Here is a 23,236-nt window from a genome sequence, read left to right as displayed (position 1 = left end):
GGGAACCTATCATGGCCAGCCAAAAAGCAACGCGCATCGCGCTCTTCTCCCTCGCCACGCCGCCCATGCGCGCATTCCACCTGACGTGGATGGCATTTTTCGTGTGTTTCTTCGCCTGGTTCGCCTGCGCGCCGCTGATGCCCGTCATCAAGGGCGAGTTCGGCCTGTCCCTGGCGCAAGTGGCCAACATCAATATCGCGGCCGTCGCCATCACCATCCTCGTGCGCCTGATCGTGGGCCCCTTGTGCGACCGCTACGGCCCGCGCAAGACCTACACGGGCTTGCTGCTGCTGGGCGCCATTCCCGTGCTGGGCGTGGCCGCGTCGCAAAGCTATGAAAGCTTTCTGTTCTTCCGCCTGGGTATCGGCGCCGTGGGCGCCAGTTTTGTCATCACGCAATATCACACCTCCGTGATGTTCGCCCCGCGTGTCGTCGGCACGGCGAATGCGGCTGCCGCCGGCTGGGGCAATGCGGGCGGCGGCGCGGCGCAGGCGCTGATGCCCTTGCTGCTGGGCGCCGTGCTGATGCTGGGCGTGTCCGAATCGCTGGGCTGGCGCATCGCGCTGCTGGTGCCGGGCGTGCTGATGCTGGTGATGGCCGCCCTCTACTGGCGCTATACGCAGGATTGCCCGGAAGGTAATTACGCGGACTTGCGCGCCGCCGGCGTGCCTATCGAGGGTGGCAAGAAGGGGGGCTGGGACAGCTTCAAGGCCGCCAGCGCCAACTATCGCGTGTGGCTGCTGTTCGTCACCTACGGCGCCTGCTTCGGCATCGAAATTTTCATCCACAACATCGCCGCCGTGTACTACGTCGACCATTTCGGCCTGTCCCTGAAATCGGCCGGCCTGGCCGCCGGCAGCTTCGGCTTGCTGGCCCTGTTTGCCCGCGCCCTCGGCGGCTGGCTGTCGGATAAATTGGCCCTGCGCGGCAACCTGAACAGCCGCGTGACCCTGCTGTTCATGCTGATGATCGGCGAAGGCGTGGGCCTGCTGTGGTTTGCCAAGGTCGACAGCGTCACGTACGCCGTCATCGCCATGCTGGTGTTCGGCCTGTTCACCCACATGGCGTGCGGCGCCACCTACGCGCTGGTGCCCTTCATCGACAGCCGCGCGCTGGGCGGCGTGGCCGGCATCATCGGCGCGGGCGGCAACGTGGGCGCCGTGGCGGCCGGCTTCCTGATGAAGGGCACGGGCGACATTCGCCAGACCCTGATCATCTTGAGCGCGCTGGTGGTGATCTCGGCCCTGTGCGCCATCGCCGTGCGCTTTACCCGTGTAGCGGCCGAACCGAACATGGCCGCGGCCTGAGGAGAGAGCAATGAACCACCCCCTGAACATCGTCGTCCTTGGCCATGGCATGGTCGGGCACAAATTCCTCGAACGCCTGGCATTGGACAACGCGCCGCACCTGCACGTCACCGTGTTGTGCGAGGAGCCGCGCCCTGCTTACGACAGGGTACACCTGTCCGAATTTTTCAGCGGCAAATCGGCCGAGGACCTGTCGCTGGTGGCGCCCGGTTTCTTCGACAAGGGCAACGTCGTGCTGAAGCTCAATGCGCGCGCCGTGTCGATCGACCGCGCGGCGAAGACCGTCACGGCCAGCACGGGCGAAGTGCTGGCCTACGACAAGCTGGTGTTCGCCACCGGCTCGACACCGTTCGTGCCGCCGCTGCCGGGCAAGGAGCGCGACGGCTGCTTCGTCTACCGCACCATCGAAGACCTGGAAGCCATGCTGGCCTGGGGCGCCAAGTCCACCACGGGCGTGGTGATCGGCGGCGGGCTGCTGGGCCTCGAATGCGCGAAAGCCTTGCGCGACTTGAAGCTCGACACCCACGTGGTGGAATTCGCGCCGCGCCTGATGGCCGTGCAGGTCGACGAGGGCGGCGCGCGCGTCCTGCGCCGCAAGATCGAGGAACTGGGCGTGACCGTGCACACGCAAAAGAACACCGTGGCCATCGTCGACGGCGAGGCGGCCACGCACCGCATGCAGTTCGCCGACGGCAGCCACCTGGAAGCGGACATGATCGTCTTCTCGGCCGGCATCCGCCCGCGCGACGAGCTGGCGCGCGCCTGCGGCCTGGAGGTGGGGCCACGGGGCGGCATCGCCATCGACGACAGCTGCGTCACCTCCGACCCGGACATCTACGCCATCGGCGAATGCGCGCTGTGGGGCGGCCTGGTCTTCGGCCTGGTGGCGCCCGGCTATGAAATGGCGCGCATCGCGGCGCGCCACCTGCTGCACGAGGAGGAAGGAGCAGCGGGCGAGGCCGGCTTCAAGGGCGCCGACATGAGCACCAAGCTCAAACTGATGGGCGTGGACGTGGCCAGCCTGGGCGACCCGCACGGCAATGCGCCGGGCAGCCGCTCCTACCAGTTCATGGACGAGCGCAAGCAGATCTACAAGAAGATCGTCGTCTCCGATTGCGGCAAATACCTGCTGGGCGGCGTGATGGTGGGCGACGCCAGCGAATACGGCACCTTGCTGCAGATGATGCTCAATAAAATCGAGCTGCCGGCATCGCCCGAATTCCTGATCCTGCCGCAGGCGGACGGCCAGCAAAAGGTGGGCCTGGGCGTGGACGCCTTGCCCGACTCGGCGCAAATCTGCTCGTGCAACGACGTGTCGAAGGGTGCGCTGTGCGCGGCCGTCGCCGCTGGCGCCACCAGCATAGGCGCCCTGAAGAGTGCTACGTGCGCGGGGACGGCGTGCGGCGGCTGCGTGCCGCTGGTGACGCAGATCATGAAGGCGGAAATGCAGAAGCAGGGCCTGGCCGTGAACAACCACGTGTGCGAGCACTTTGCGTACTCGCGCCAGGAATTGCACCACCTGGTCCGTGTCGGCAAGATCCGCAGCTTCGGCGCGCTCCTGTCCGCGCATGGCCAGGGCCTCGGTTGCGACGTGTGCAAGCCCGTGGCGGCGAATATCCTCGCGTCTTGCTGGAACGATTTCGTGCTCTCGCCCGTGCACGCCAGCCTGCAGGACAGTAACGACTACTTCCTCGGCAATATCCAGAAGGATGGCACCTACTCCGTCGTGCCGCGCATGCCGGGCGGCGAAGTGACGGCCGACGGCTTGATCGCCGTGGGCATGGTGGCGAAAAAATACGGTCTCTACACGAAGATCACGGGCGGCCAGCGGGTCGACCTGTTCGGCGCGCGCGTCGACCAGTTGCCGGCCATCTGGGAAGAGCTGATCGCGGCCGGCTTCGAATCGGGGCACGCCTATGGCAAGTCGCTGCGCACGGTGAAATCGTGCGTCGGCTCCACCTGGTGCCGCTATGGCGTGGCCGACAGCGTGGGTTTTGCGATCCAGCTGGAAAACCGCTACAAGGGCTTGCGCACGCCGCACAAGATCAAGTTCGGCGTCTCCGGCTGTACGCGCGAATGCGCCGAGGCGCAGGGCAAGGACATCGGCCTGATCGCCACGGAAAAGGGCTGGAACCTGTACGTGTGCGGCAATGGCGGCATGAAGCCGCGCCACGCGGAACTGATCGCCTCCGATCTCGACGAAGCGACCCTGGTGCGCTATGTCGACCGCTTCCTGATGTTTTACGTGCGCACGGCGGACCGCCTGCAGCGCACCAGCGTGTGGCGCGACAACCTGGAAGGGGGCCTCGATTACCTCAGGCGCGTCATCATCGACGACAGCCTGGGCATCGCCCACGAGCTGGAAGCGGACATGCAGCACGTGGTCGACACCTATGCCTGCGAGTGGCGGGAAGCCGTGTCCAACCCCGCCGTGCGCCAGCGCTTCCGCCATTTCGTCAACAGCGGGAAGAACGATGAAAACGTGGTGTTCGTCGAAGAGCGGGGCCAGATCCGGCCCGCCACGCCAGATGAACGCCGCGGCACCGTGATCCCCATCCTTGCCGTGGAGGCTTGAGCCATGAATGCGATGAATGAACTTTCCGGCGCCAGCGCCGACAACTGGGTGGCCATCTGCCCCTTGACCGACATCGTGCCCGACACGGGCGTGTGCGCGCTGCTCGGTGGGCGCCACGTGGCCGTGTTCCGCGTCGGCGACGCCGCGCCGCGCGTGTACGCCATCGACAATGTCGACCCGAACGCGGGCGCTTCCGTGCTGTCGCGCGGTCTGGTCGGCAGCATCGGCGAGCGCGTCGTGGTGGCGTCGCCCATCTACAAGCAGCACTTCGATTTGGCCAGCGGCGAGTGCATCGAAGCGCCAGAACATTCGGTGGCCGCCTGGCCGGCGCGCGTGTTCGCCGACATGGTGTGGGTGGCCCTGTGAATCCGCCCCGGCGTCCCTCTTTGGTCGTGGTCGGCAACGGCATGGCCGGCATGCGCACGGTCGAGGAACTGTTGAAACTCGCGCCGGACCTGTACGACATCACCGTCTTCGGCGCCGAGCCGCACGGCAATTACAACCGTATCCTGCTGTCGCCCGTGCTGGCCGGCGAAAAGTCGGTGGACGACATCATGCTGCACACGCGCGACTGGTATGCGCAGCACGGCATCACCCTGCACGCGGGCGACCCCGTGGTGCGCATCGACCGCCAGGCGCGCAAGGTAGAGGCGCTGTCGGGCATCGCGGTGCGCTACGACCGCCTGCTGCTGGCCACCGGTTCCACGCCCTTCATCGTGCCCGTGCCGGGCCACGCGCTGCCCGGCGTGATCGGTTTTCGCGATATCGCCGACGTCGACACCATGCTGCAGGCGGCGCGCACGCACCGCCACGCGGTGGTCATCGGCGGCGGCTTGCTGGGACTGGAAGCGGCCAACGGCTTGCTGCGCCAGGGCATGGACGTCACCGTCGTGCACATGAGCGGCGCCCTGATGAACCAGCAGCTGGACGCACCCGCATCGATGCTGCTGAAAACGGCGCTGGAAGCGCGCGGCCTGCGTTTCCTGATGCACGCGCAGACCGCCGAAATCACGGGCGCCTCGCGCGTGGAAGGCGTGCGGTTCGCGGACGGCGGCAGCATCCGCGCCGACCTGGTGGTGATGACGGCCGGCGTGCGCCCGAACATCGCCCTGGCGCAGGCGGCCGGCCTGCACTGCGAACGGGCCATCGTCGTCGACGACTGCCTGCAAAGCTATGACCCGCGCGTGTACGCGGTGGGCGAATGCGTGCAGCACCGCCGCGCCACCTTCGGCCTGGTCGCGCCCATCTGGGAGCAGGCGCGCGTGTGCGGCGCGCACCTGGCCGGCGCGGGACACCGCCGCTACGTGCAGCAGGCCAGCGCCACCAAATTGAAGGTGACGGGCATCGACCTGTATTCGGCCGGCGACATTATCGGTGGCGAGGGCAGCGAAGACCTGGTGCTGCGCGACCCGCGCCGCGGGGTCTACAAGCGCCTGGTGGTGCAGGGCAGCCGCCTGGCCGGCGCCGTGCTGTACGGCGACGTGCAGGACGGTCCCTGGTACTTCGACCTGATCCAGCAGCGCCGCGACATCAGCAAGTTGCGCGCCCATTTATTGTTTGGCCAGGCGCTGTGCGCCCAGGCCGCCTGACAGGACATTCCATGACGAGCTGCACGCCCGTGAAAACCACTTGCCCGTACTGCGGCGTCGGCTGCGGCGTGGAAGCGACACGCCTGCCCGACGGCGCCATCCGCATCGCCGGCGATGCCAGCCACCCGGCCAACCAGGGCCGCCTGTGCGTGAAAGGCTCGGCCCTGGGCGACACCGTGGACCTGGAGAACCGTTTGCTGCAGCCGCAGGTGCGCGTCGACGGCGTCCTGCGGCGCGCGTCCTGGGATGTAGCGCTGGAGCGGGTGGCCGGCGGCTTGCGCGCCATCATCGACGAGCACGGCCCCGACGCCGTGGCCCTGTATGTCTCGGGCCAGCTGCTGACGGAAGACTATTACGTGGCCAACAAATTCATGAAGGGCTACGTGGGCAGCGCGAATATCGACACCAATTCGCGCCTGTGCATGTCGTCGGCCGTGGCGGGCCACAAGCGCGCGTTCGGCGAGGACATCGTGCCTGGCTGCTATGAAGACCTGGAACTGGCCGACATGGTGGTGCTGGTGGGTTCGAACACGGCCTGGTGCCACCCGATCCTGTTCCAGAGCATCACGCGTATCAAGGAAAGCCGGCCGCACGTGAAGCTGGTGGTGATCGACCCGCGCCGCACGGCCACCTGCGAGCTGGCCGACCTGCACCTGCCCGTGAAACCGGGGACCGACGTGTGGCTGTTCAACGGCTTGCTGTGCCATCTGGCACGCGAAGGCGTGGTCAATGACGCGTTCGTCACGCAGCACAGTGCGGGACTCGATGAAGCGCTGGCGGCGGCGCACATCGATTGCGGCGACCCCTTGCAGGTGGCGGCCATCTGCAAGGTCGACCCGCAAGCCCTGCTGGCGTTCTACCAGGCCTTTGCCGCCACGCGCAAGGTCGTCACCGCCTTTTCGCAGGGCGTGAACCAGTCATCCTGCGGCACGGACAAGGTCAACAGCATCATCAACTGCCATCTGGCGACGGGGCGCATCGGCCAGCCCGGCATGGGGCCGTTTTCCCTCACGGGCCAGCCGAACGCCATGGGCGGGCGCGAAGTGGGCGGCCTGGCCAACATGCTGGCGGCGCACCTGGAGCTGGACAATCCGTTGCACCGCGAGGCCGTGCAAACCTTCTGGGACTCTCCCCACATGGCCAGTAAACCTGGCCTGAAGGCGGTGGAGCTGTTTCACGCCATCGAGGCGGGCAAGGTGAAGGCCGTGTGGATCATCGCCACCAATCCGCTGGTGAGCATGCCGGACGCCGACCAGGTGCGCCGCGCGCTCGAAAAATGCGAGCTGGTGGTGGTGTCGGACATCAGTACGCGGTCGGACACGAACGCCCATGCCGACGTGCTGCTGCCGGCCCTGGGCTGGGGCGAAAAAGATGGCACTGTGACGAACTCGGAGCGGCGCATCTCGCGCCAGCGCGCGTTCTTGCCGGCGCCCGGCGAAGCGCGCGCCGACTGGGACGTGCTGTGCGACGTGGCGCGGCGCATGGGTTATGCCGGCTTCGATTTTACCTCGCCGCAGGCGATCTTCGACGAGCACGCGCGCCTGTCCGCCTTCCGTAACGAAGGGGCCACACGGCGCCTGTTCAAGCTGGGCCACCTGGCGGGCATGGATGCGGCACGGTACGACGCGCTGGCGCCGCAGCAGTGGCCGCAGGGCCAGGCGAGGCTGTTCGGCGACGGCCGCTTCGCGCATGCGGACGGGCGCGCGCGTTTCATTCCGACGGCGCCGCGCGCGCCGCGCAACCGGCCCGACGAAGACTATCCGCTGATCCTGAACACGGGCCGGGTGCGCGACCAGTGGCACACGATGACGCGCACGGGCAAGGCGGCGAAGCTGTCGGGCCACGTCGCCGAAGCGTTCATCGACATCCACCCGCAGGATGCGCTGCTGTACAGCGTGCGCGAGGGCGAGCTGGCGCGCGTCTCCAGCGCCTGGGGCGCGATGGTGGCGCGCGTCGTGCATGGCGGCGGCATCGCGCGCGGCCAGGTCTTCGTGCCGATCCACTGGAGCGACGCGAACGCCTCCGACGCGCGCGTGGGCGCCGTCGTCAACCCGGTCGTCGACCCCGTCTCGGGCGAGCCCGAATTCAAGCACACGCCCGTGCGCATCGAGCAGTTCCGCGTGCACTGGCATGCGTTTGTCCTGAGCCGCACGCCCTTGCTGCTGGACGGCGTGGCGCATTGGACGCGCATCCAGGGCGAGCAGTTCCTGCGCTATGAACTGGCCGGCCGCCAGCGCATCGAGGATCTCGGCGCCTGGGCGCGCGCGCTGCTCGGCGTGACGGATGACGACGCCGACTGGCTCGATTACGCGGACGCCAGCGCCGGCGTGTACCGCGCCGTGCACCTGGACGAGGGGCGCATCGCGCAATGCGTGTATGTCTCGCCCCGTCCCGACCTGCCGTCGCGCAGCTGGCTGGCGGGCCTGTTCGCGCACGCGCAGCTCGATGCGGCCGACCGCGCCGGCGTGCTGCTGGGCCAGCCCATCGGCAAGGGCATGGACGCCGGTCCCACCGTGTGTTCGTGCTTTGGCGTGGGGCGCAACACCATTTGCGCGGCCATCCGCGAGCAGGGCTTGAGCACCACGGCGCAGGTGACGGCCTGCGTCAAGGCGGGCGGCAATTGCGGCTCCTGCGTGCCGGAGATACGACAGTTGCTGCTTGAGGCGCGCAGCGCGGCCTGATAATCTGTCCTTTCCCGCGCGGCTTTGTTATATTGCCAGCTCTACAAGAGAGAGGCAGTGTGATGACAGCAGCACAACACCCGACGCTCTGGCTGACGGGCTTGAGCGGCGCAGGCAAGACCAGTATTGCCCTGGCGCTGGCGCAAGCGCTCAAGGCGCAAGGCCGCGCCGCGACGGTGCTCGATGGCGACCAGCTGCGCCATGGCCTGAACCGCGACCTGGGCTTTACGCCGGAAGACCGGCATGAAAACATCCGCCGCGCGGCCGAAGTGGCGCGCCTGATGAACGAGGCGGGCCTGATCGTCATCGCCGCCCTGATTTCCCCATACCGCAGCGACCGGGCCATGGCGGCGCAGATCATCGGCGCGCCGCAGTTCGTCGAGGTGTACGTCAGCACCCCGCTGGAGGTGTGCGAGGCGCGCGACGTCAAGGGCCTGTATGCGAAGGCGCGCGCGGGGCAGATCGCCCAATTTACGGGCATTTCCGCGCCCTATGAAGCACCGCTGGCGCCCGCGCTGACCCTGGATACGGGCGCGCTGGCGCTGGACGAGTCGGTCGAGCGCCTGTGCCGGTGTCTGCAGCGGCGGGCGTGACGGCATGACGGCGACAAGGGGGAGATTGCGTCAGTGGCTGCGCCGGCGTCTGCCCGCCAGCCTGAAGGCGCGCATGAGCGTGGTCGTCTTCCTGCTCGTGCTGGGCGCGGTGGCTTCGCTGGCGCTGGCCACCCTGGCCGTGGCTGAACGGGGCATGCGCGACGTGATGGGGCGCCAGCAGTACGTATCGCTGGCCAGCGCCGCCGTCTTCATCGACGAGGAACTCGACGCCAAGCGCAATGTGCTGCGCGCGATGGCGGACAGCCTGGCGGCAAGCGGCGCGCATGACGGCGCCAGCCTGCAGCGTTTCCTGGCCGCGCAAACGGTGCTGGGCAAGGAATTCTATTCGGCCGGCGTGGTGGGCGCCGACGGCCATGTCCTGGCCAGCGTGAGCCCCTTCAAGCCGCAGGCGGGGCTGAACGTGAAGGATCGTCCCTACTTCGAACAGACGCTGGCGACCCGGCGTTCGGCGATCTCGGCGCCGCTCAACGGCAGCATTTCCGGCATGCCCATCGTCGTGGTGACGCAGCCCGTGTTCGATGCGCAGGGTGGCGTGCGCTATGTGCTGGCGGCCAGCGTGAACCTGCGCCAGCCCGATTTCCTGGGCCGTCTCGGCGCCCTCAAGCCCGGAGCGGGCGGCTACCTGTACATCATGACCAGCGAAGGCGTGATCGTCGAGCATCCCGACAAGTCGCGCATCATGCAGCATATCGAAGCCCATGGCCCCGTCAGCGTGCCCACGCGGCGCGCCATGCAGGGTTTCGAGGGCTGGCTGACGGGCACCACCACGCAAGGCGTCGATGCCTTGTTCGCCTACCACCGCATCGCCTCGACGGGCTGGATACTGGCGTCCGTGTATCCGATGAGCGACGCGTTCGCGCCGCTGCACGCCATCCGCAGCAAGATACTGCTGGCCGCCGTGCTGCTGGCGGCGCTGGCGGGCCTGGCCGGCTGGCGCGTGGTGCTGCGCCTGTTGCAGCCTTTGGAGCGCTTGCGCCGCCAGGTGCACCAGATCCGCCGCCAGCGCCTGGGCATAGAGGCGCTGCAAATCGAGCGGCGCGACGAGATCGGCGATTTGAGCCGCGATTTCTATTCCCTGGTGGCCGAGCGCGAAATCGCCGAGGCGCAGACGCGCGACAGCGAGCGGCGCCTGAAGCTGCTGACGGATCACGTGCCGGTGGTGATCGTCTACATCGACCGCGAGCACCGCTACCAGTTCATCAACGCGACGTTTGAAAAATGGTTCGGCAGGTCGCAGCAGGAAAGCCTGATGCAGTCGATGCGCGAGGTGCTGGGCGAGGAAGCCTATCAGCTGCGCGAGCAGTATCTGCGGCGCGCCTTCGCGGGCGAGGAGGTCGAATATGAATTTACCATCGACGGGGAGGGGGACGCCGGCCGGCGCGCCTTCCAGACCAGCTACGTGCCCGACGTGGGCGAGAGCGGCGCGGTGGACGGCGTGTATGGCCTGATTCACGAAATCACCAAGACCAAGGCCGTGCACACGGCGCTGCAGTTTGCCGCCGCCACCGACACCCTGACGGGCATCGCCAACCGCCGCCGCTTCGACGAACAGCTGGCGCAAAGCATGCAGCGCACGCGGGCCGCGCGCGCGCCGATGGCGCTGGCCTATCTCGACATCGACCGGTTCAAGGCCATCAACGACAGCCTGGGACACAAGGCGGGCGACGAGGTGCTGCAGGAATTCGCCGCGCGCCTGGTGCGCAGCGTGCGCGCCAGCGACCTGGTGGCGCGCCTGGCCGGCGATGAATTCGTGATCATTCTCGACGGCGTGAACGGCGCCGCCGAGGTGCGCCACGTCGGCGCCAAGATCATCGACGCCATCCGCCAGCCCTTCGAGCTGGCCGGCGGCCCGCTGCCGGTGACGACCAGCATCGGCATCGCCATCTTCCGCGAAGGCGCGCTGACGCCGGCGCAGCTGCTGGACCTGGCCGACCAGGCCCTGTATGCCGCCAAGGGGCAGGGCCGCGACGGCGTGGCGCTGCTCGAGGCGGCGCCTTAGGTGCTACAGGGTGGCGCTCCAGTGGTCGAGCTGCTGCGTGGTGGCCGTCACGCCGCCGCAGACGATGACGAGCACCTTGCGGTAGGGCGCCAGTGCCGGCGCCTTGCCGTAGACGGCCGCCAGCGCCGCGCCGCAGGCCGGCTCCACCACCAGGCGCTGGTCGGCGATGAAACGCTGGCAGGCGTCGACGGCGTCCCGGTCCGAGACCACCACGCTGTGCAGCAAACGCGTCTGGCTGATGGCGTATGCCTGCGCGCACACCTGGCGCGCGGCCAGCGAGGTGGCGATGCTGCTCACGGCCGGCAGGGCCACGTGTTCGCGCGCGGCCACGGCGGCCGCCAGCGAGGCGGCGCCTTGCGTTTCCACGGCCACCAGGGCCACGTCATCCCAGCCATTGCGCCGCAAGCCTTCGGCCACGCCGGCCAGCAGCCCGCCGCCGCCCACCGACAGCACGACGGCGTCCGGTTTCAGGCCCGCGCGGGCCACTTCATCGATCATGCCGGCGTGGCCTTGCCACAGCAGCGGGTCGTCGAACGGATGCAAAAAGGCGTCTTGCGGCGTGAGCATCGACTGCGCCAGCGCGTTCGCTTCCTGCCAGGCGGCGCCATGCACGATGACTTCGGCGCCTTCCTGCGCGATCAGGGCCTTGGCCCGCGCGCTCGTTGTTTCCGGCACGACGACGATGACGGGGATGCCCAGCTGGCGGCCCGCATAGGCGACGGCAATGCCGGCGTTGCCGCCGGAAGAGGAGATGAAACGGCTGGCGCCGCGCCGTGCGTATTCTTCGCAGGCCAGGCCGATGCCGCGGATCTTGAAGGAGCCGGGCGGCTGCAAGGCTTCGAGCTTGAGCCAGATGGCGCGTTCGCTATGCAGGCTCAGGGCGCGCGAGTTGAGCAAGGGAGTTTCGATGTGCAGGGCCATGCGTGTTCCTGGAAAACAGTCAGGCCAGCATCATAGCCGAAGCGCCCACGCCACCATGTTACCCTTGCCGTATGTGTTACTACGGCTAGTTCAGCGGGGCGCTCTTGAGCTGGTGCGTGCGCGCCACTTCCTTCATCGCCTCGAGCAGGTCGTCGCGCAGCTGGCGCGGCAGCTGGCCGAAGAATTCCTCGTCGTTCTGGTCGGCCATCTCGGCCAGCACGGGCACCAGCGCCTCGCCTTCCGTGGTCAGTTCGATCGAATGCTGGCGGCGGTCGGCCAGCAGGATGGACTTGCTGACCATGCCCTTGCTTTCCAGGCGGTCGATCAGTTTCGATACGGCGCCCTTGCTCATGCCCGACACTTGCGCCAGCACCGTGGGCGAGGTGCAGCCCAGGCGGAACATTTCGCGCAGCACCACCCATTCGGAGACCGTCACGCCATTGGCTTCGGCCTTTTTCTGGAAACCGTGGGAAACGTGGTTGGACACGAAACGCAGCCAGTAACCGAGATGGGCTTCCAGCTCGCTGACGGTGTCGCTGTTCGGAGGGGCGGCTTGCGGCATGGCGGCCGTTTCAAAATTATGGCTCATTTCTTTTCCTTCACAAGGCGGCGTTGCCGGCATGGTTCAGGCCTTCACGCTTGCTGTCGAGTGGTTTGTTTGGGAACAATCATCGTGCTTGAGGTATTTCTAACACTGTTTTCGCAGGAAATCACTTACCGGCAAAGAGTTTTTCCTTTTTTCTTGCTCTGGATGGATAAAAAGCAATATCAAGCAAGTAATCGTCTTGCTGGACAGGAAGATTAAAAGAATAACTCATGTTGCATCAATGGTAACATGAATTTTGCCGAATTGATAAATATTTCAATGGCGATGACTGTCGAATGGCGGATGCCTGTTGCCGGCGCCGTTCAGCTGAACCTTTCCACCAGAAAATCGACGAAGCTGCGCAATTTGGGCGAGCGATAGCGGTCCGGCAGGTAGACCACGCTTAACGGGCGGCTGGGCAATGCATGCGTGGGGAATAGCTGAACCAGGCGGCCCGCCTGCACGTCGGTTTGTAGCAGGAAGGCCGGTTGCAGCACGATGCCCATGCCATGCAATGCGGCAACACGCAGCGCCTGGCCGTGATTGACTTGCAGGCGGCCCGAGACCGGCACGCTGCAGACGTCGTCCTGGCGGTCTGTCAGGCGCCAGTGTGCCAGGGCGGCGGGTGAGAAGGACAGGCATTCGTGCTGGCTCAGGTCGGCTGGCTCGCGCGGTGTTCCCTTGCGCGCCAGATAGTCGGGAGAGGCGCAGATCATCAGCCGGTAGGGGGCCAGCGGCCTGGCGATCAGCGACGAATCAGGCAGCTGGCCGATACGGATGGCGGCCTCGAAGCCTTCCTCCACCAGGTCGACCACACGGTCGCTCAGGGACACATCGATGCTCACTTCGGGATAGCGTTCCAGGTACACGGCCATGGCGGGCATCAGTGCTTCCGCGCCGAAGGTGAGGGGCGCCGTGATGCGCAGCTTGCCGACGGGCGCCAGTTGCGAGTTTTGCGCCTGGACATCGGTTTCGCTCACCAGCCTGAGGATTTCCCTGCAGCGGGCGTAGTAATCCTCGCCGAAGGCGGTCAGGTGCTGGCGCCGGGTGGTGCGGTGGAGCAGTTGCATGCCCAGGCGTTTTTCCAGCATACGCAGATGGTTGCCGGCCATCGTCGCGGAGATCCCGCAGGCGGCCGCGGCCGCGCTCAAACTGCCTTTGTCAACGGCCAGTACATACACCTTCATGCTGTCGAGTAAATCCATTGGCAATCCTTGGTGTCAAATCATTGAATTAAACCATAGTTTATCTACCGATGATTTTAAATGACACTGATGTTTTTCCCGCCAGCCTGCGGCCACCCTGACACACATCTCCAGAGAACAGACCATGAAAGCCATACAACTGACCGCTCCTTCCCTTGCCGCGTTTCGCCGGACCGAGCTGCCCGAGCCGCAGGCCGGCCGGGGCGAGGTGCTGCTGCGCTTGCGCGCCGCCACGCTGAACTTCCTGGACGTGGCCATTGCGACGGGCAACTTTGCCGGCGCGGCCTTTCCGCTGATCCCCGTCGCCGACGGCGCGGGCGAAGTGGCGGCGCTGGGCGACGGCGTGAGCGGCCTGGCCGTCGGCGACCGCGTCATCCCGCACTTCATGCCGAACTGGCAGGGCGGCGCCATTACGCCGCACAACGTCGGTGCGATGCGCGGCGTCTCTTTGCCGGGCTCGCTGGCCGAGTACGTGGCCGTGCCCGCCGCCAGCCTGGTCCCCTTGCCGGCTCATCTTGATTTCGTCCAGGGCGCGGCGCTGCCCATCGCGGCGACGACGGCCTGGAATGCCGTGCGTTCGGCGCAGGTGCGCCCCGGATCGGTGGTGTTGCTGTTGGGAACGGGCGGCGTCAGCCTTTTTGCCTTGCAGTTTGCCAAGGCCTCGGGCGCCACGGTGATCCTGGCGTCGTCCAGCGATGAAAAGCTGGAACGGGCGCGCCAACTGGGCGCCGATCACCTGATCAACTACCGGGCCACGCCGGCCTGGGACGCGGAAGTGCTGAAACTGACCGTTGGGCGGGGTGCCGACCTGGTGGTCGAGACGGTGGGCGGCGCCACCATCGCGCGCTCGCTCAACGCGGCGGCGGTGGGCGGCACGGTCTTCACGGTGGGCTTTGTCGGCGGCACGGCCGCCGGCATCGACTTGTTGCCCGTCATCGTCAAGGCCTTGCGCGTCATCGGCAACAACACCGGTTCCGTGGCCGACCTGGCGCAGGCGGCCCAGGCCATCGCCGCGCATGGCATCGTGCCCGTCATCGATCGCGTGTTCGGCATCGACGACACGGCCGCAGCGTATGCGGAACTGGCTGCCGGCGGGCGCCACTTCGGCAAGCTTGCCATCGCGCACTGAGCCGGGGAGGACGCGGTCGTCGTCAGGCTGCCACGCGTACTTTTACGTTGGCGTCGCGCAAGACCTGGGCAAAGCGGGGCGGCGGAGGCGCATCCGTAAACAGGATGTCCACTTGCGCCAGGTCGGCCAGGCGCACCAGCGCCTTGCGGCCGAATTTATGCTGGTCGGCCACCAGCCATACTTCGCGCGACTGCTCGATGATGGCTTGCGCCACCTTCACTTCGCGCGCGTCGAAGTCGCGCAGGCTGCCGTCCTCGTCGATGCTGGAAATGCCGATGATGCCGATGTCGACCTTGAACTGGCGGATGAAGTCGATGGTGGCCTCGCCGACGATGCCGCGGTCGCGCCCGCGTACGACGCCGCCGGCCACGATGACTTCGCAGGCGGCGTTGTCGGCCAGGATGGCGGCCACGTTCAGGTTGTTCGTTACCACGTGCAAGCCCGTGTGCCGGCCCAGCGCGCGCGCCACTTCCTCGGTCGTCGTGCCGATATTGATCAGCAGCGAACAGCCGTGCGGCACCTGCGCGGCGACGGCGGCGGCGATGCGCCGCTTGGCGTCGCTGTTGAACACCTGCCGCTGGCTGTAATCGATGTTTTCCACGGACGAGGGCAAGCCCACACCGCCGTGGTAGCGGGCCAGCAGGCGCGCCTCTTCCATCTGCTTGACGTCGCGGCGCACGGTTTGCGGCGTCACGTCCAGCTGCTGCGCCAGCTCTTCGACGGACATGGTGACCTTCTGGCGCACCACTTCGAGCAGGCGGCGCTGGCGGGGATTCAAGATCATGGGTTTGTCTCTTTAAAAATCTAAAACGAACAAAAACGAACAAATAGTACTAAAAATATGTTGCTATGAGTTCGTATTCTGGCGTAATCTTATCCATATTGCATTCGAAATGCATCTGTATTGATCTTAGCGACAGTCGCCGGCGATGCCTAGTCTTTCCTCGCCGGCCTTTTCCCGACAGACACGGAGTCCCGATGGCCGCAGCACAGCAAGGTGTGGAGACAACGATGGCATGCGACGTGCTGGTGGTCGGCGGCGGCATCAATGGCGCCGGCATCGCGCGCGACGCGGCGGGACGGGGCTTGTCGGTGCTGCTGTGCGAAAAAGATGACCTGGCCGCGCATACCTCGTCCGCATCGACCAAGCTGATACACGGCGGCCTGCGCTACCTCGAATACTATGAATTCGGCCTCGTGCGCAAGGCGCTGATCGAGCGTGAAGTGCTGCTGCGCTCGGCGCCGCACATCATGTGGCCGCTGCGCTTCGTCATGCCGCACGCCAAGGGCCAGCGTCCGGCCTGGCTGATACGCGCCGGCCTGTTCCTCTACGACATGCTGGCGAAGCGGGAAATCCTGCCCGCCTCCAGCGGCATCGACCTGGCGCGCCACGCGGCCGGCCAACCGTTGAAACCCCAGTTCAAGCGCGGCTTCGTGTATTCCGACGGCTGGGTCGACGATGCGCGCCTGGTGGTGCTGAACGCCATCGATGCGGCGGACAAGGGCGCGACCATCCTGACGCGCACGCGCTGCGCGGCCTTGCGGCGCGACGGTGCGGGTGCGGATGCTTGCTGGTTGGCCACCTTGCGGCAGGACGACGGGCGCGAACTGGCCGTGCGCGCGCGCAGCGTCGTCAATGCGGCAGGGCCGTGGACGGCCGAGTTCCTGCGGCAGGCGGCGCCCGCCGCACCGCACCGGCATTTGCGCCTGATCAAGGGCAGCCATATCGTCGTCAAGCGCCTGTTCGCGCATGATCATGCCTACATCTTCCAGCATCCGGACGGACGCATCGTGTTTGCCATTCCGTATGAGCACGATTTCACCCTGATCGGCACCACCGATCTCGACTATCACGGCGACAGCGGCAAGGTGGAGATCGATGGCGAGGAAATTCGTTACTTGTGCGAGCTTTCCAGTTACTATTTCAGCAAGCCAATCTTGCCGGCCGATGTGGTGTGGACGTATGCGGGCGTGCGCCCGCTGGTGGAAGACGCGGCGGCCGACGCCAAGGCCGTGACGCGCGATTACCGCTTCGAACTGGACCGGGAAGGTGCGCCGCTGCTCAGCGTTTTCGGCGGCAAGATCACCACCTTCCGCAAGCTGGCCGAGGAGGCCATGGACATGCTGGCGCCCTTGCTGGGCAATACGCTGCCGGCCTGGACCGCCAGCGCCTGCCTGCCCGGCGGCGACCTGTTCGGCGGCACGCCGCAGAACCGCGCCGTGCGCGAGTTCGGCCAGTTCGTGCAAGGCTTGCAGCGCGAGTATGCTTGGCTGCCGGCGGCGCTGGTGGCGCGCTATGCGCGCGCCTACGGCACGCGCATCCACGTGCTGCTCGATGGCAGGGCGGACGTGGCGGCCATGGGCGAGGAAATCGCCGCCGGCCTGTACGCGGCGGAAGTCGATTATCTGCGGCGCCACGAATGGGCGGTCAGCGCGGCCGACATCCTGTGGCGGCGCTCCAAGCTGGGCCTGCACCTGCCGCAAGAGACGGCAGGCAGGCTCGACGCCTGGCTGTTGCAGCATCCTTTGTCATAAGCAGCACCCTTTGCCGTAAGCAGCACACGTAAGCGACCGCGCCCCGCAGAGGGCGCGGCGAAGAATAAGAAACCATCACTGGAGGAGAAGCGCGTGCAACTGGTACTGGACAAGATCAGCAGGAAGCAGGGGGCTGACGACTTTTTATATCCGATGTCGCTGGCACTGGTGCCGGGCGCCATCAACGTCTTGCTGGGCACCACGCGTGCCGGCAAGACGACCCTGATGCGCGTGATGGCGGGCCTGGACAAGCCCAGCGGGGGCACCGTCACGGCCGATGGCGTGGACGTGACGGGCGTGCCCGTCAGCAAACGCAACCTGGCCATGGTCTACCAGCAATTCATCAACTATCCAGCCTTCACCGTCTACGACAATATCGCCTCGCCCTTGCGCTTGCGCAAGGTGCCCGAGGAGCAGATCCGGACGAAAGTGCTGGCGCTGGCCGAGCGCCTGCACATCACGCCGTATCTGCAGCGCACGCCGGGCGAACTGTCGGGCGGCCAGCAGCAGCGCACGGCGCTGGGACGGGCGCTGATCAAGGATGCGTCGCTGCTGCTGCTCGACGAACCGCTCGTCAACCTCGACTACAAACTGCGCGAGGAATTGCGCCGCGAATTGACGGAACTGTTTTCCAGCGGCAGCACGACGGTCGTGTATGCAACGACGGAACCGCTGGAAGCGCTGCAGCTGGGCGGCCACGTGGCCGTGCTGCACGAGGGGCGCTTGCTGCAGCAGGGGCCGACCCTGGACGTCTTCAACGCGCCCAATTCCATCGACGTGGCGCGCACCTTCAGCGATCCGCCCATCAATCTGATCCCCGCGCGCGTGGATGCGCACGGCGTGGCGCAGGCGGCCGACGGCCTGGCCATCCACCTGAGCGGCGCGCAGCGCGCCCGCCTGGGCGACAGCCGGGACGTGATCCTCGGCGTGCGCGCGCACAGCTTGCATTTATCTCCGCAGTCCGATGGCGACGTGCCCATCGCAGCTACGGTGGACCTGGCGGAAATCAGCGGTTCGGAAACCTATGTGCATGCGCGCCGCGGCGAGCTGGCCCTGGTGGCGCAGCTGGGCGGCGTGCACAAGCTGGAGATCGGCAGCGCCTGCACCGTGTATTGCCAGCCGCATGCCTTGCTGATTTTTGCAGAAGATGGCGGGCTGCTGTTTGCGCCAGGAGGAGCTTGACATGGCGCGCATCGAACTGCTGGACCTGGCCCACGCCTACAAACCGAATCCCGCGGCGCCGGCCGACTACGCGCTGCGGCCCATGAGCATGGAATGGCATGACGGCGGCGCGTATGCCTTGCTGGGGCCGTCCGGCTGCGGCAAGACCACCTTGCTCAACATTATTTCCGGCCTGGTGAAGCCGTCGCACGGCAAGGTGCTGTTCGACGGCAAGGACGTCACGCAACTGCCAACCGAGGCGAGGAATATCGCGCAAGTGTTCCAGTTTCCCGTCATCTACGACACCATGACCGTGCACGACAACCTGGCCTTTCCGCTGCGCAATCGCGGCTGGAAAGAGACGGAAGTCAAAAAGCGCGTGCAGCAGGTGGCGCAGATGCTGGAATTGGCGGACGACCTGAAATTGCGCGCCAGCGGCTTGTCCGTGGACGCCAAGCAAAAGATTTCGCTGGGCCGCGGTCTCGTGCGGCCCGACGTGGCGGCCGTGCTGTTCGACGAACCGCTGACGGTGATCGACCCGCATCTGAAATGGCTGCTGCGCAGAAAGTTGAAGGAAATCCACCACGAGCTGAAATTGTCATTGATCTATGTCACGCACGACCAGGTGGAAGCGCTGACCTTTGCCGACCAGGTGGTCGTCATGACGCAGGGCGAAGTGGTGCAGACGGGCAGCGCGCAAGCGCTGTTCGAGGAGCCCGAGCACACCTTCGTCGGCTATTTCATCGGCAACCCGGGCATGAACTTGCTCGATTGCGCCCTGGACGATGGCGGCTTGCGCGTGGCGGGGCAGGTGCTGGCCGTATCCGCCGCCGCGCGCGCGGCGCTCGCTGGCGCGCAAGGCAAGATCACGCTGGGCGTGCGGCCGGAGTTCGTCGAATGCTGGAAGGCGGGTGAGGGTGATGATCATTGCCTGGAGGCCAAGGTGACGGCCGTGCGCAACATGGGCACGCATTACCTGGCGGAATTCCAGCTGGGCGGCGCGACGGTGGCGGCCAAGCTGCGCGCCATCGACGCCGTCGCCGGAGATGCTGTGCGGCTGCGCTTTCCGCCGCAACGCACCTTGTTCTATGTCAACGATAAGCGGGTGGCCTGATGATACATAACGGTAAAACCGATAACAACCGCCGCGCCTGGCTGCTGATCCTGCCGGTGCTGCTGTGCGTGGCCTTTTCCGCCATCCTGCCGCTGATGACGGTGGTGAACTATTCCGTGCAGGATATTCTGAGCCCCACGCAAAAAGTGTTCGTGGGCACGGAGTGGTTCCGCATGGTCATGCTCGACGGCGACTTGCACAGCGCCCTGCTGCGCCAGCTGCTGTTTTCCGGCTCCGTGCTGGCGATCCAGATTCCGCTGGGCATCCTGATCGCCCTGTGCATGCCGGCCGACGGCTGGAAGGCGTCGCTGGCGCTGGTGCTCATCGCGCTGCCCCTCTTGATTCCCTGGAACGTGGTGGGCACCATCTGGCAAATCTTCGGCCGCGGCGACATCGGCCTGATGGGCTACAGCCTGAACCAGCTGGGCTTAGCCTACAATTACAACGGCAATTCGCTCGACGCCTGGCTGACGGTGATGGTGATGGATATCTGGCACTGGACGCCGCTGGTGGTGCTGCTGTGCTATGCGGGCTTGCGCGCCATTCCCGACGCGTATTACCAGGCGGCGCGCATCGACGGCGCCTCGCGCCTGGCCGTGTTCCGCTACATCCAGCTGCCGAAACTGCGCAATGTGCTGATGATCGCCGTCTTGCTGCGCTTCATGGACAGTTTCATGATCTACACGGAACCGTTCGTGCTGACGGGCGGCGGACCGGGCAACGCGACCACCTTCTTGTCGCAATACCTGACGCAAAAGGCCGTGGGCCAGTTCGACCTGGGGCCGGCCTCGGCCTTTTCATTGATTTACTTCCTGATCATCCTGCTGTTCTGCTTTGTGCTGTACACGTGGATGCAGCGCGTCGGCACGGGAGACCAGAAATGATGCACAAGAAAATGAGCAGCGCCATCCTGACCGTCTTCCTGCTGGGCTCCTTGCTGCCCATCTACTGGATGCTCAATATGTCGCTCAAGACTAATGAGGAAATCGTGGGCGTGCTGAGCCTGTGGCCCCAGCAACTGACGTTCGCCAACTACCACACGATTTTTACCGACCGATCCTGGTACAGCGGCTACATCAATTCCATGATTTACGTGGCCTTGAACATGGTCATGTCGGTCACCGTTGCCTTGCCGGCCGCGTATGCATTTTCGCGCTACAACTTCGTCGGCGACAAGCATCTGTTCTTCTGGCTGCTGACCAACCGCATGACGCCGCCCGCCGTGTTTCTCGTGCCGTTCTTCCAGCTGTATTCGACGGTGGGCCTGATGGATACGCATTTGGCCGTGGCGCTGGCGCACATGGTCTTCAACGTGCCGCTGGCCGTCTGGATTTTGGAAGGGTTCATGTCCGGCGTGCCGAAGGAAATCGACGAGACGGCGTATATCGACGGCTACAGTTTTCCGCGCTTCTTCATCCGCATCTTCTTGCCGATGATTAAGTCCGGCGTGGGCGTGACGGCCTTCTTCTGCTTCATGTTCAGCTGGGTGGAGCTGCTGCTGGCGCGCACCCTGACGTCCGTCAATGCCAAGCCCATCGCCGCCACCATGACGCGCACGGTCTCGGCGGCCGGCATGGACTGGGGCGTGCTGGCGGCCGCGGGCGTGCTGACCATCGTGCCCGGTGCGCTGGTGATCTGGTTCGTGCGGCATTACATAGCCAAGGGTTTCGCGATGGGGAGGGTGTGACATGGAAAATACCAGCGATAGCACTGCCAGCCTGTTCGGCTGGATGGCGTGGACGCCGGAAGTGGCCATCTTCTTCCTTTGCATCGGCTTGATGCTCGCGGGCATGACGGTGTGGCAAATCCGTTCGCCCAGCATCGAACGCAAGGGTTTCCTGCCCATGCCGACCACGCGCGGCGACCGCCTGTTCATCGGGCTGCTCACGGCCGCCTATGTGAATCTGGCGTGGGCGGGGTTCACGGAAATGCAGCAGGCCATCGGGGCTGCGATCAGTTTTGTCTTGTTGTTGGTTGTAATGCGTTGGGGATGACCGGCTTGCCGGTGTTGATGGAGGCCGGACCGCCAGCAGGCGGCCGGTAAAAACTATAAAAGGAGATTCACGATGAAATTGAAGTTCACGGTCTTCGCGGCTGCGGCCATGCTCGTGTCGAATGCGGCCCTGGCGGACGCCAAACAGGCGCAAACCTGGATCGACAAGGAATTCCAGCCATCCAGCCTGAGCAAGCAGCAACAGCTTGCTGAAATGAAATGGTTCATCGATGCGGCGGCCAAGCTGAAAGCCAAGGGCATCAAGGAAATTTCCGTGGTCTCGGAAACCATCGACACCCACGTCTACGAATCGAAGACCCTGGCCAAGGCCTTCGAGGAAATCACGGGCATCAAGGTGCGCCACGACATCATCCAGGAAGGCGACGTGGTGGAAAAGCTGCAAACCTCGATGCAGTCCGGCAAGAGCATCTATGACGGCTGGATTTCCGATTCCGACCTGATCGGCACCCATTACCGCTATGGCGCCGTCGAACCGCTGTCCGACTACATGGCCGCCAAGGGCAAGGAATTTACCAATCCCGGCCTGGACTTGAAGGATTTCATCGGCATCAGCTTTACCACGGCGCCGGACGGCAAGGTGTACCAGCTGCCCGACCAGCAATTCGCCAACCTGTACTGGTTCCGCGCCGACTGGTTCGCGCGCAAGGATTTGCAAGCCAAGTTCAAGGCCAAGTATGGCTACGAGCTGGGCGTGCCGCAAAACTGGTCCGCGTATGAAGATATCGCCGACTTTTTCACGAATGACGTGAAGGAACTGGACGGCAAGAAAGTCTATGGCCACATGGATTACGGCAAGAAAGATCCATCCTTGGGCTGGCGCTTCACCGATGCCTGGCTGTCGATGGCTGGCGCGGCCGACAAGGGCATTCCAAACGGCATGCCGGTCGACGAGTGGGGCATCAAGGTGGCGGCCGACAAGTGCACGCCCGTGGGCGCGTCGATGTCGCGCGGCGGCGCCACCAATTCGCCGGCGGCCGTCTTTGCGCTGACGAAATACATCGACTGGATGAAGAAATACGCGCCGCCGCAGGCGAACGGCATGAATTTCTCGGAATCGGGCCCCGTGCCGGCGCAGGGTGAAATCGCCCAGCAAATCTTCTGGTACACGGCATTTACGGCGGGCATGACGAAACCGGGCTTGCCGGTGGTCAACAAGGACGGCACGCCGAAATGGCGCATGGCGCCGTCGCCGCACGGCCCGTACTGGAAGGACGGCATGCAGAACGGCTACCAGGACGTGGGTTCCTGGTTCCTGTTCAAGTCCACGCCGGACGACCGCAAGGCCGCCGCCTGGCTGTACGCGCAATTCGTCACGTCGAAAACCGTGTCGCTGAAGAAGTCCATCGTCGGCCTGACTTTTATCCGCGATTCCGACATCCGCCACGATTACTTCACGAAACATGCGAATGAATACGGCGGCTTGATCGAGTTCTACCGCAGCCCCGCCCGCGTGGCGTGGACGCCGACCGGCAACAACGTGCCCGACTATCCGAAGCTGGCGCAGCTGTGGTGGAAAAACGTGGCCACGGCCATCACGGCGGAAAAAACGCCGCAAGCCGCCATGGATAACCTGGCCGAGGAAATGGACCAGGTCATGGCGCGATTGCAGCGGGCCGGCATGAAAGCGTGCGCGCCGAAGCTCAATCCCAAGGTCGACCCGAACCAGTATCTGTCGGATCAGCACGCCCCATGGAAAAAGCTGGCGAATGAAAAGCCGAAGGGTGAAACGATCGCCTACGATAAATTATTGCAGGCTTGGAAAGAAGGCAAGGTCAGGTAGTCGTGTAGACTTCCGCCGCCGTTGTT

At 65.4% G+C, this 23,236-nt stretch carries 19 protein-coding genes; 15 read left to right on the top strand and 4 right to left on the bottom strand.

The window, feature by feature from the left end:
• The first annotated feature begins 11 nt into the window (after positions 1 to 11).
• The 7 genes from J0O65_RS24745 to J0O65_RS24715 all read left to right on the top strand — a co-directional run bounded on the left by J0O65_RS24745 (position 12) and on the right by J0O65_RS24715 (position 10,765).
• Positions 12 to 1,307, top strand: a complete 1,296-nt coding sequence (locus J0O65_RS24745; protein WP_215409814.1) for an MFS transporter — start codon at positions 12 to 14, stop codon at positions 1,305 to 1,307.
• A 10-nt stretch (positions 1,308 to 1,317) separates the two neighbouring features.
• Positions 1,318 to 3,882, top strand: coding sequence for a nitrite reductase large subunit NirB (gene nirB / locus J0O65_RS24740; RefSeq protein ID WP_215409813.1), 2,565 nt, complete (start codon positions 1,318 to 1,320; stop codon positions 3,880 to 3,882).
• Positions 3,883 to 3,894: 12 nt separating this feature from the next.
• Positions 3,895 to 4,248, top strand: coding sequence for a nitrite reductase small subunit NirD (gene nirD, locus J0O65_RS24735; protein WP_215409812.1), 354 nt, complete (start codon positions 3,895 to 3,897; stop codon positions 4,246 to 4,248).
• Positions 4,245 to 5,471: an NAD(P)/FAD-dependent oxidoreductase gene (locus J0O65_RS24730; protein ID WP_215409811.1), complete on the top strand. Its 1,227-nt coding sequence runs from the start codon at positions 4,245 to 4,247 to the stop codon at positions 5,469 to 5,471. The genes nirD and J0O65_RS24730 overlap by 4 nt, the downstream gene beginning before the upstream one ends.
• An 11-nt stretch (positions 5,472 to 5,482) precedes the next feature.
• Complete coding sequence (locus J0O65_RS24725; RefSeq protein WP_215409810.1) at positions 5,483 to 8,152, top strand: nitrate reductase; 2,670 nt, start codon at positions 5,483 to 5,485, stop codon at positions 8,150 to 8,152.
• A 62-nt stretch (positions 8,153 to 8,214) separates the two neighbouring features.
• A complete protein-coding gene (gene cysC / locus J0O65_RS24720) occupies positions 8,215 to 8,745 on the top strand; it encodes an adenylyl-sulfate kinase (protein ID WP_215409809.1) in 531 nt (176 codons plus the stop codon).
• 4 nt (positions 8,746 to 8,749) lie between these two features.
• Positions 8,750 to 10,765, top strand: coding sequence for a diguanylate cyclase domain-containing protein (locus J0O65_RS24715; RefSeq protein ID WP_215409808.1), 2,016 nt, complete (start codon positions 8,750 to 8,752; stop codon positions 10,763 to 10,765).
• 3 nt (positions 10,766 to 10,768) lie between these two features.
• Here the strand turns inward: J0O65_RS24715 and J0O65_RS24710 are convergent, their stop codons facing one another.
• The 3 genes from J0O65_RS24710 to J0O65_RS24700 all read right to left on the bottom strand — a co-directional run bounded on the left by J0O65_RS24710 (position 10,769) and on the right by J0O65_RS24700 (position 13,477).
• Positions 10,769 to 11,686: a pyridoxal-phosphate dependent enzyme gene (locus J0O65_RS24710; protein ID WP_215409807.1), complete on the bottom strand. Its 918-nt coding sequence runs from the start codon at positions 11,684 to 11,686 to the stop codon at positions 10,769 to 10,771.
• 85 nt (positions 11,687 to 11,771) lie between these two features.
• Positions 11,772 to 12,275, bottom strand: coding sequence for a MarR family winged helix-turn-helix transcriptional regulator (locus tag J0O65_RS24705; RefSeq protein ID WP_215409806.1), 504 nt, complete (start codon positions 12,273 to 12,275; stop codon positions 11,772 to 11,774).
• A 320-nt stretch (positions 12,276 to 12,595) separates the two neighbouring features.
• Positions 12,596 to 13,477 (bottom strand): LysR family transcriptional regulator, encoded by an 882-nt coding sequence (locus tag J0O65_RS24700; protein ID WP_215409805.1) that lies wholly within the window; start codon positions 13,475 to 13,477, stop codon positions 12,596 to 12,598.
• A 124-nt stretch (positions 13,478 to 13,601) separates the two neighbouring features.
• Here J0O65_RS24700 and J0O65_RS24695 point away from each other — a divergent pair, with 124 nt between their 5' ends.
• Positions 13,602 to 14,606 carry a zinc-dependent alcohol dehydrogenase family protein gene (locus J0O65_RS24695; RefSeq protein WP_215409804.1) on the top strand — a complete coding sequence of 335 codons (1,005 nt, stop codon included), beginning with the start codon at positions 13,602 to 13,604 and terminating at the stop codon, positions 14,604 to 14,606.
• Between the two features lie 22 nt (positions 14,607 to 14,628).
• Here J0O65_RS24695 and J0O65_RS24690 read toward each other — a convergent pair whose 3' ends face one another.
• Complete coding sequence (locus J0O65_RS24690) at positions 14,629 to 15,390, bottom strand: DeoR/GlpR family DNA-binding transcription regulator (RefSeq protein ID WP_215409803.1); 762 nt, start codon at positions 15,388 to 15,390, stop codon at positions 14,629 to 14,631.
• A 227-nt stretch (positions 15,391 to 15,617) separates the two neighbouring features.
• On the opposite strand from J0O65_RS24690, the gene glpD reads away from it, so the two are divergent.
• From glpD to J0O65_RS24655, 7 genes are all read left to right on the top strand, one after another.
• On the top strand, positions 15,618 to 17,141 hold the full coding sequence (gene glpD, locus J0O65_RS24685) for a glycerol-3-phosphate dehydrogenase (protein ID WP_215409802.1): 1,524 nt from the start codon (positions 15,618 to 15,620) through the stop codon (positions 17,139 to 17,141).
• Positions 17,142 to 17,234: 93 nt separating this feature from the next.
• Positions 17,235 to 18,323, top strand: a complete 1,089-nt coding sequence (locus tag J0O65_RS24680; protein WP_215409801.1) for an ABC transporter ATP-binding protein — start codon at positions 17,235 to 17,237, stop codon at positions 18,321 to 18,323.
• A 1-nt stretch (position 18,324) separates the two neighbouring features.
• Entirely contained in the window at positions 18,325 to 19,416 is a 1,092-nt protein-coding gene (locus J0O65_RS24675; RefSeq protein WP_215409800.1) for an ABC transporter ATP-binding protein, read from the top strand.
• Positions 19,416 to 20,300: a carbohydrate ABC transporter permease gene (locus tag J0O65_RS24670; RefSeq protein ID WP_131686321.1), complete on the top strand. Its 885-nt coding sequence runs from the start codon at positions 19,416 to 19,418 to the stop codon at positions 20,298 to 20,300. The genes J0O65_RS24675 and J0O65_RS24670 overlap by 1 nt, the downstream gene beginning before the upstream one ends.
• On the top strand, positions 20,297 to 21,103 hold the full coding sequence (locus J0O65_RS24665) for a carbohydrate ABC transporter permease (RefSeq protein ID WP_369811511.1): 807 nt from the start codon (positions 20,297 to 20,299) through the stop codon (positions 21,101 to 21,103). Before J0O65_RS24670 ends, J0O65_RS24665 begins: the two co-directional genes overlap by 4 nt.
• 31 nt (positions 21,104 to 21,134) lie before the next feature.
• The gene (locus J0O65_RS24660) at positions 21,135 to 21,410 is read left to right on the top strand and encodes a DUF2160 domain-containing protein (protein WP_215409882.1); all 276 of its coding nucleotides are present in this window, start codon (positions 21,135 to 21,137) and stop codon (positions 21,408 to 21,410) included.
• A gap of 72 nt (positions 21,411 to 21,482) precedes the next feature.
• Positions 21,483 to 23,210, top strand: a complete 1,728-nt coding sequence (locus J0O65_RS24655) for an ABC transporter substrate-binding protein (protein WP_215409799.1) — start codon at positions 21,483 to 21,485, stop codon at positions 23,208 to 23,210.
• Positions 23,211 to 23,236 lie beyond the last annotated feature (26 nt).

It is taken from the genome of Janthinobacterium sp. JC611, assembly GCF_018682595.1.
GTDB lineage: Bacteria > Pseudomonadota > Gammaproteobacteria > Burkholderiales > Burkholderiaceae_D > Janthinobacterium.
This window is presented reverse-complemented; position numbering and strand designations above follow the sequence as displayed.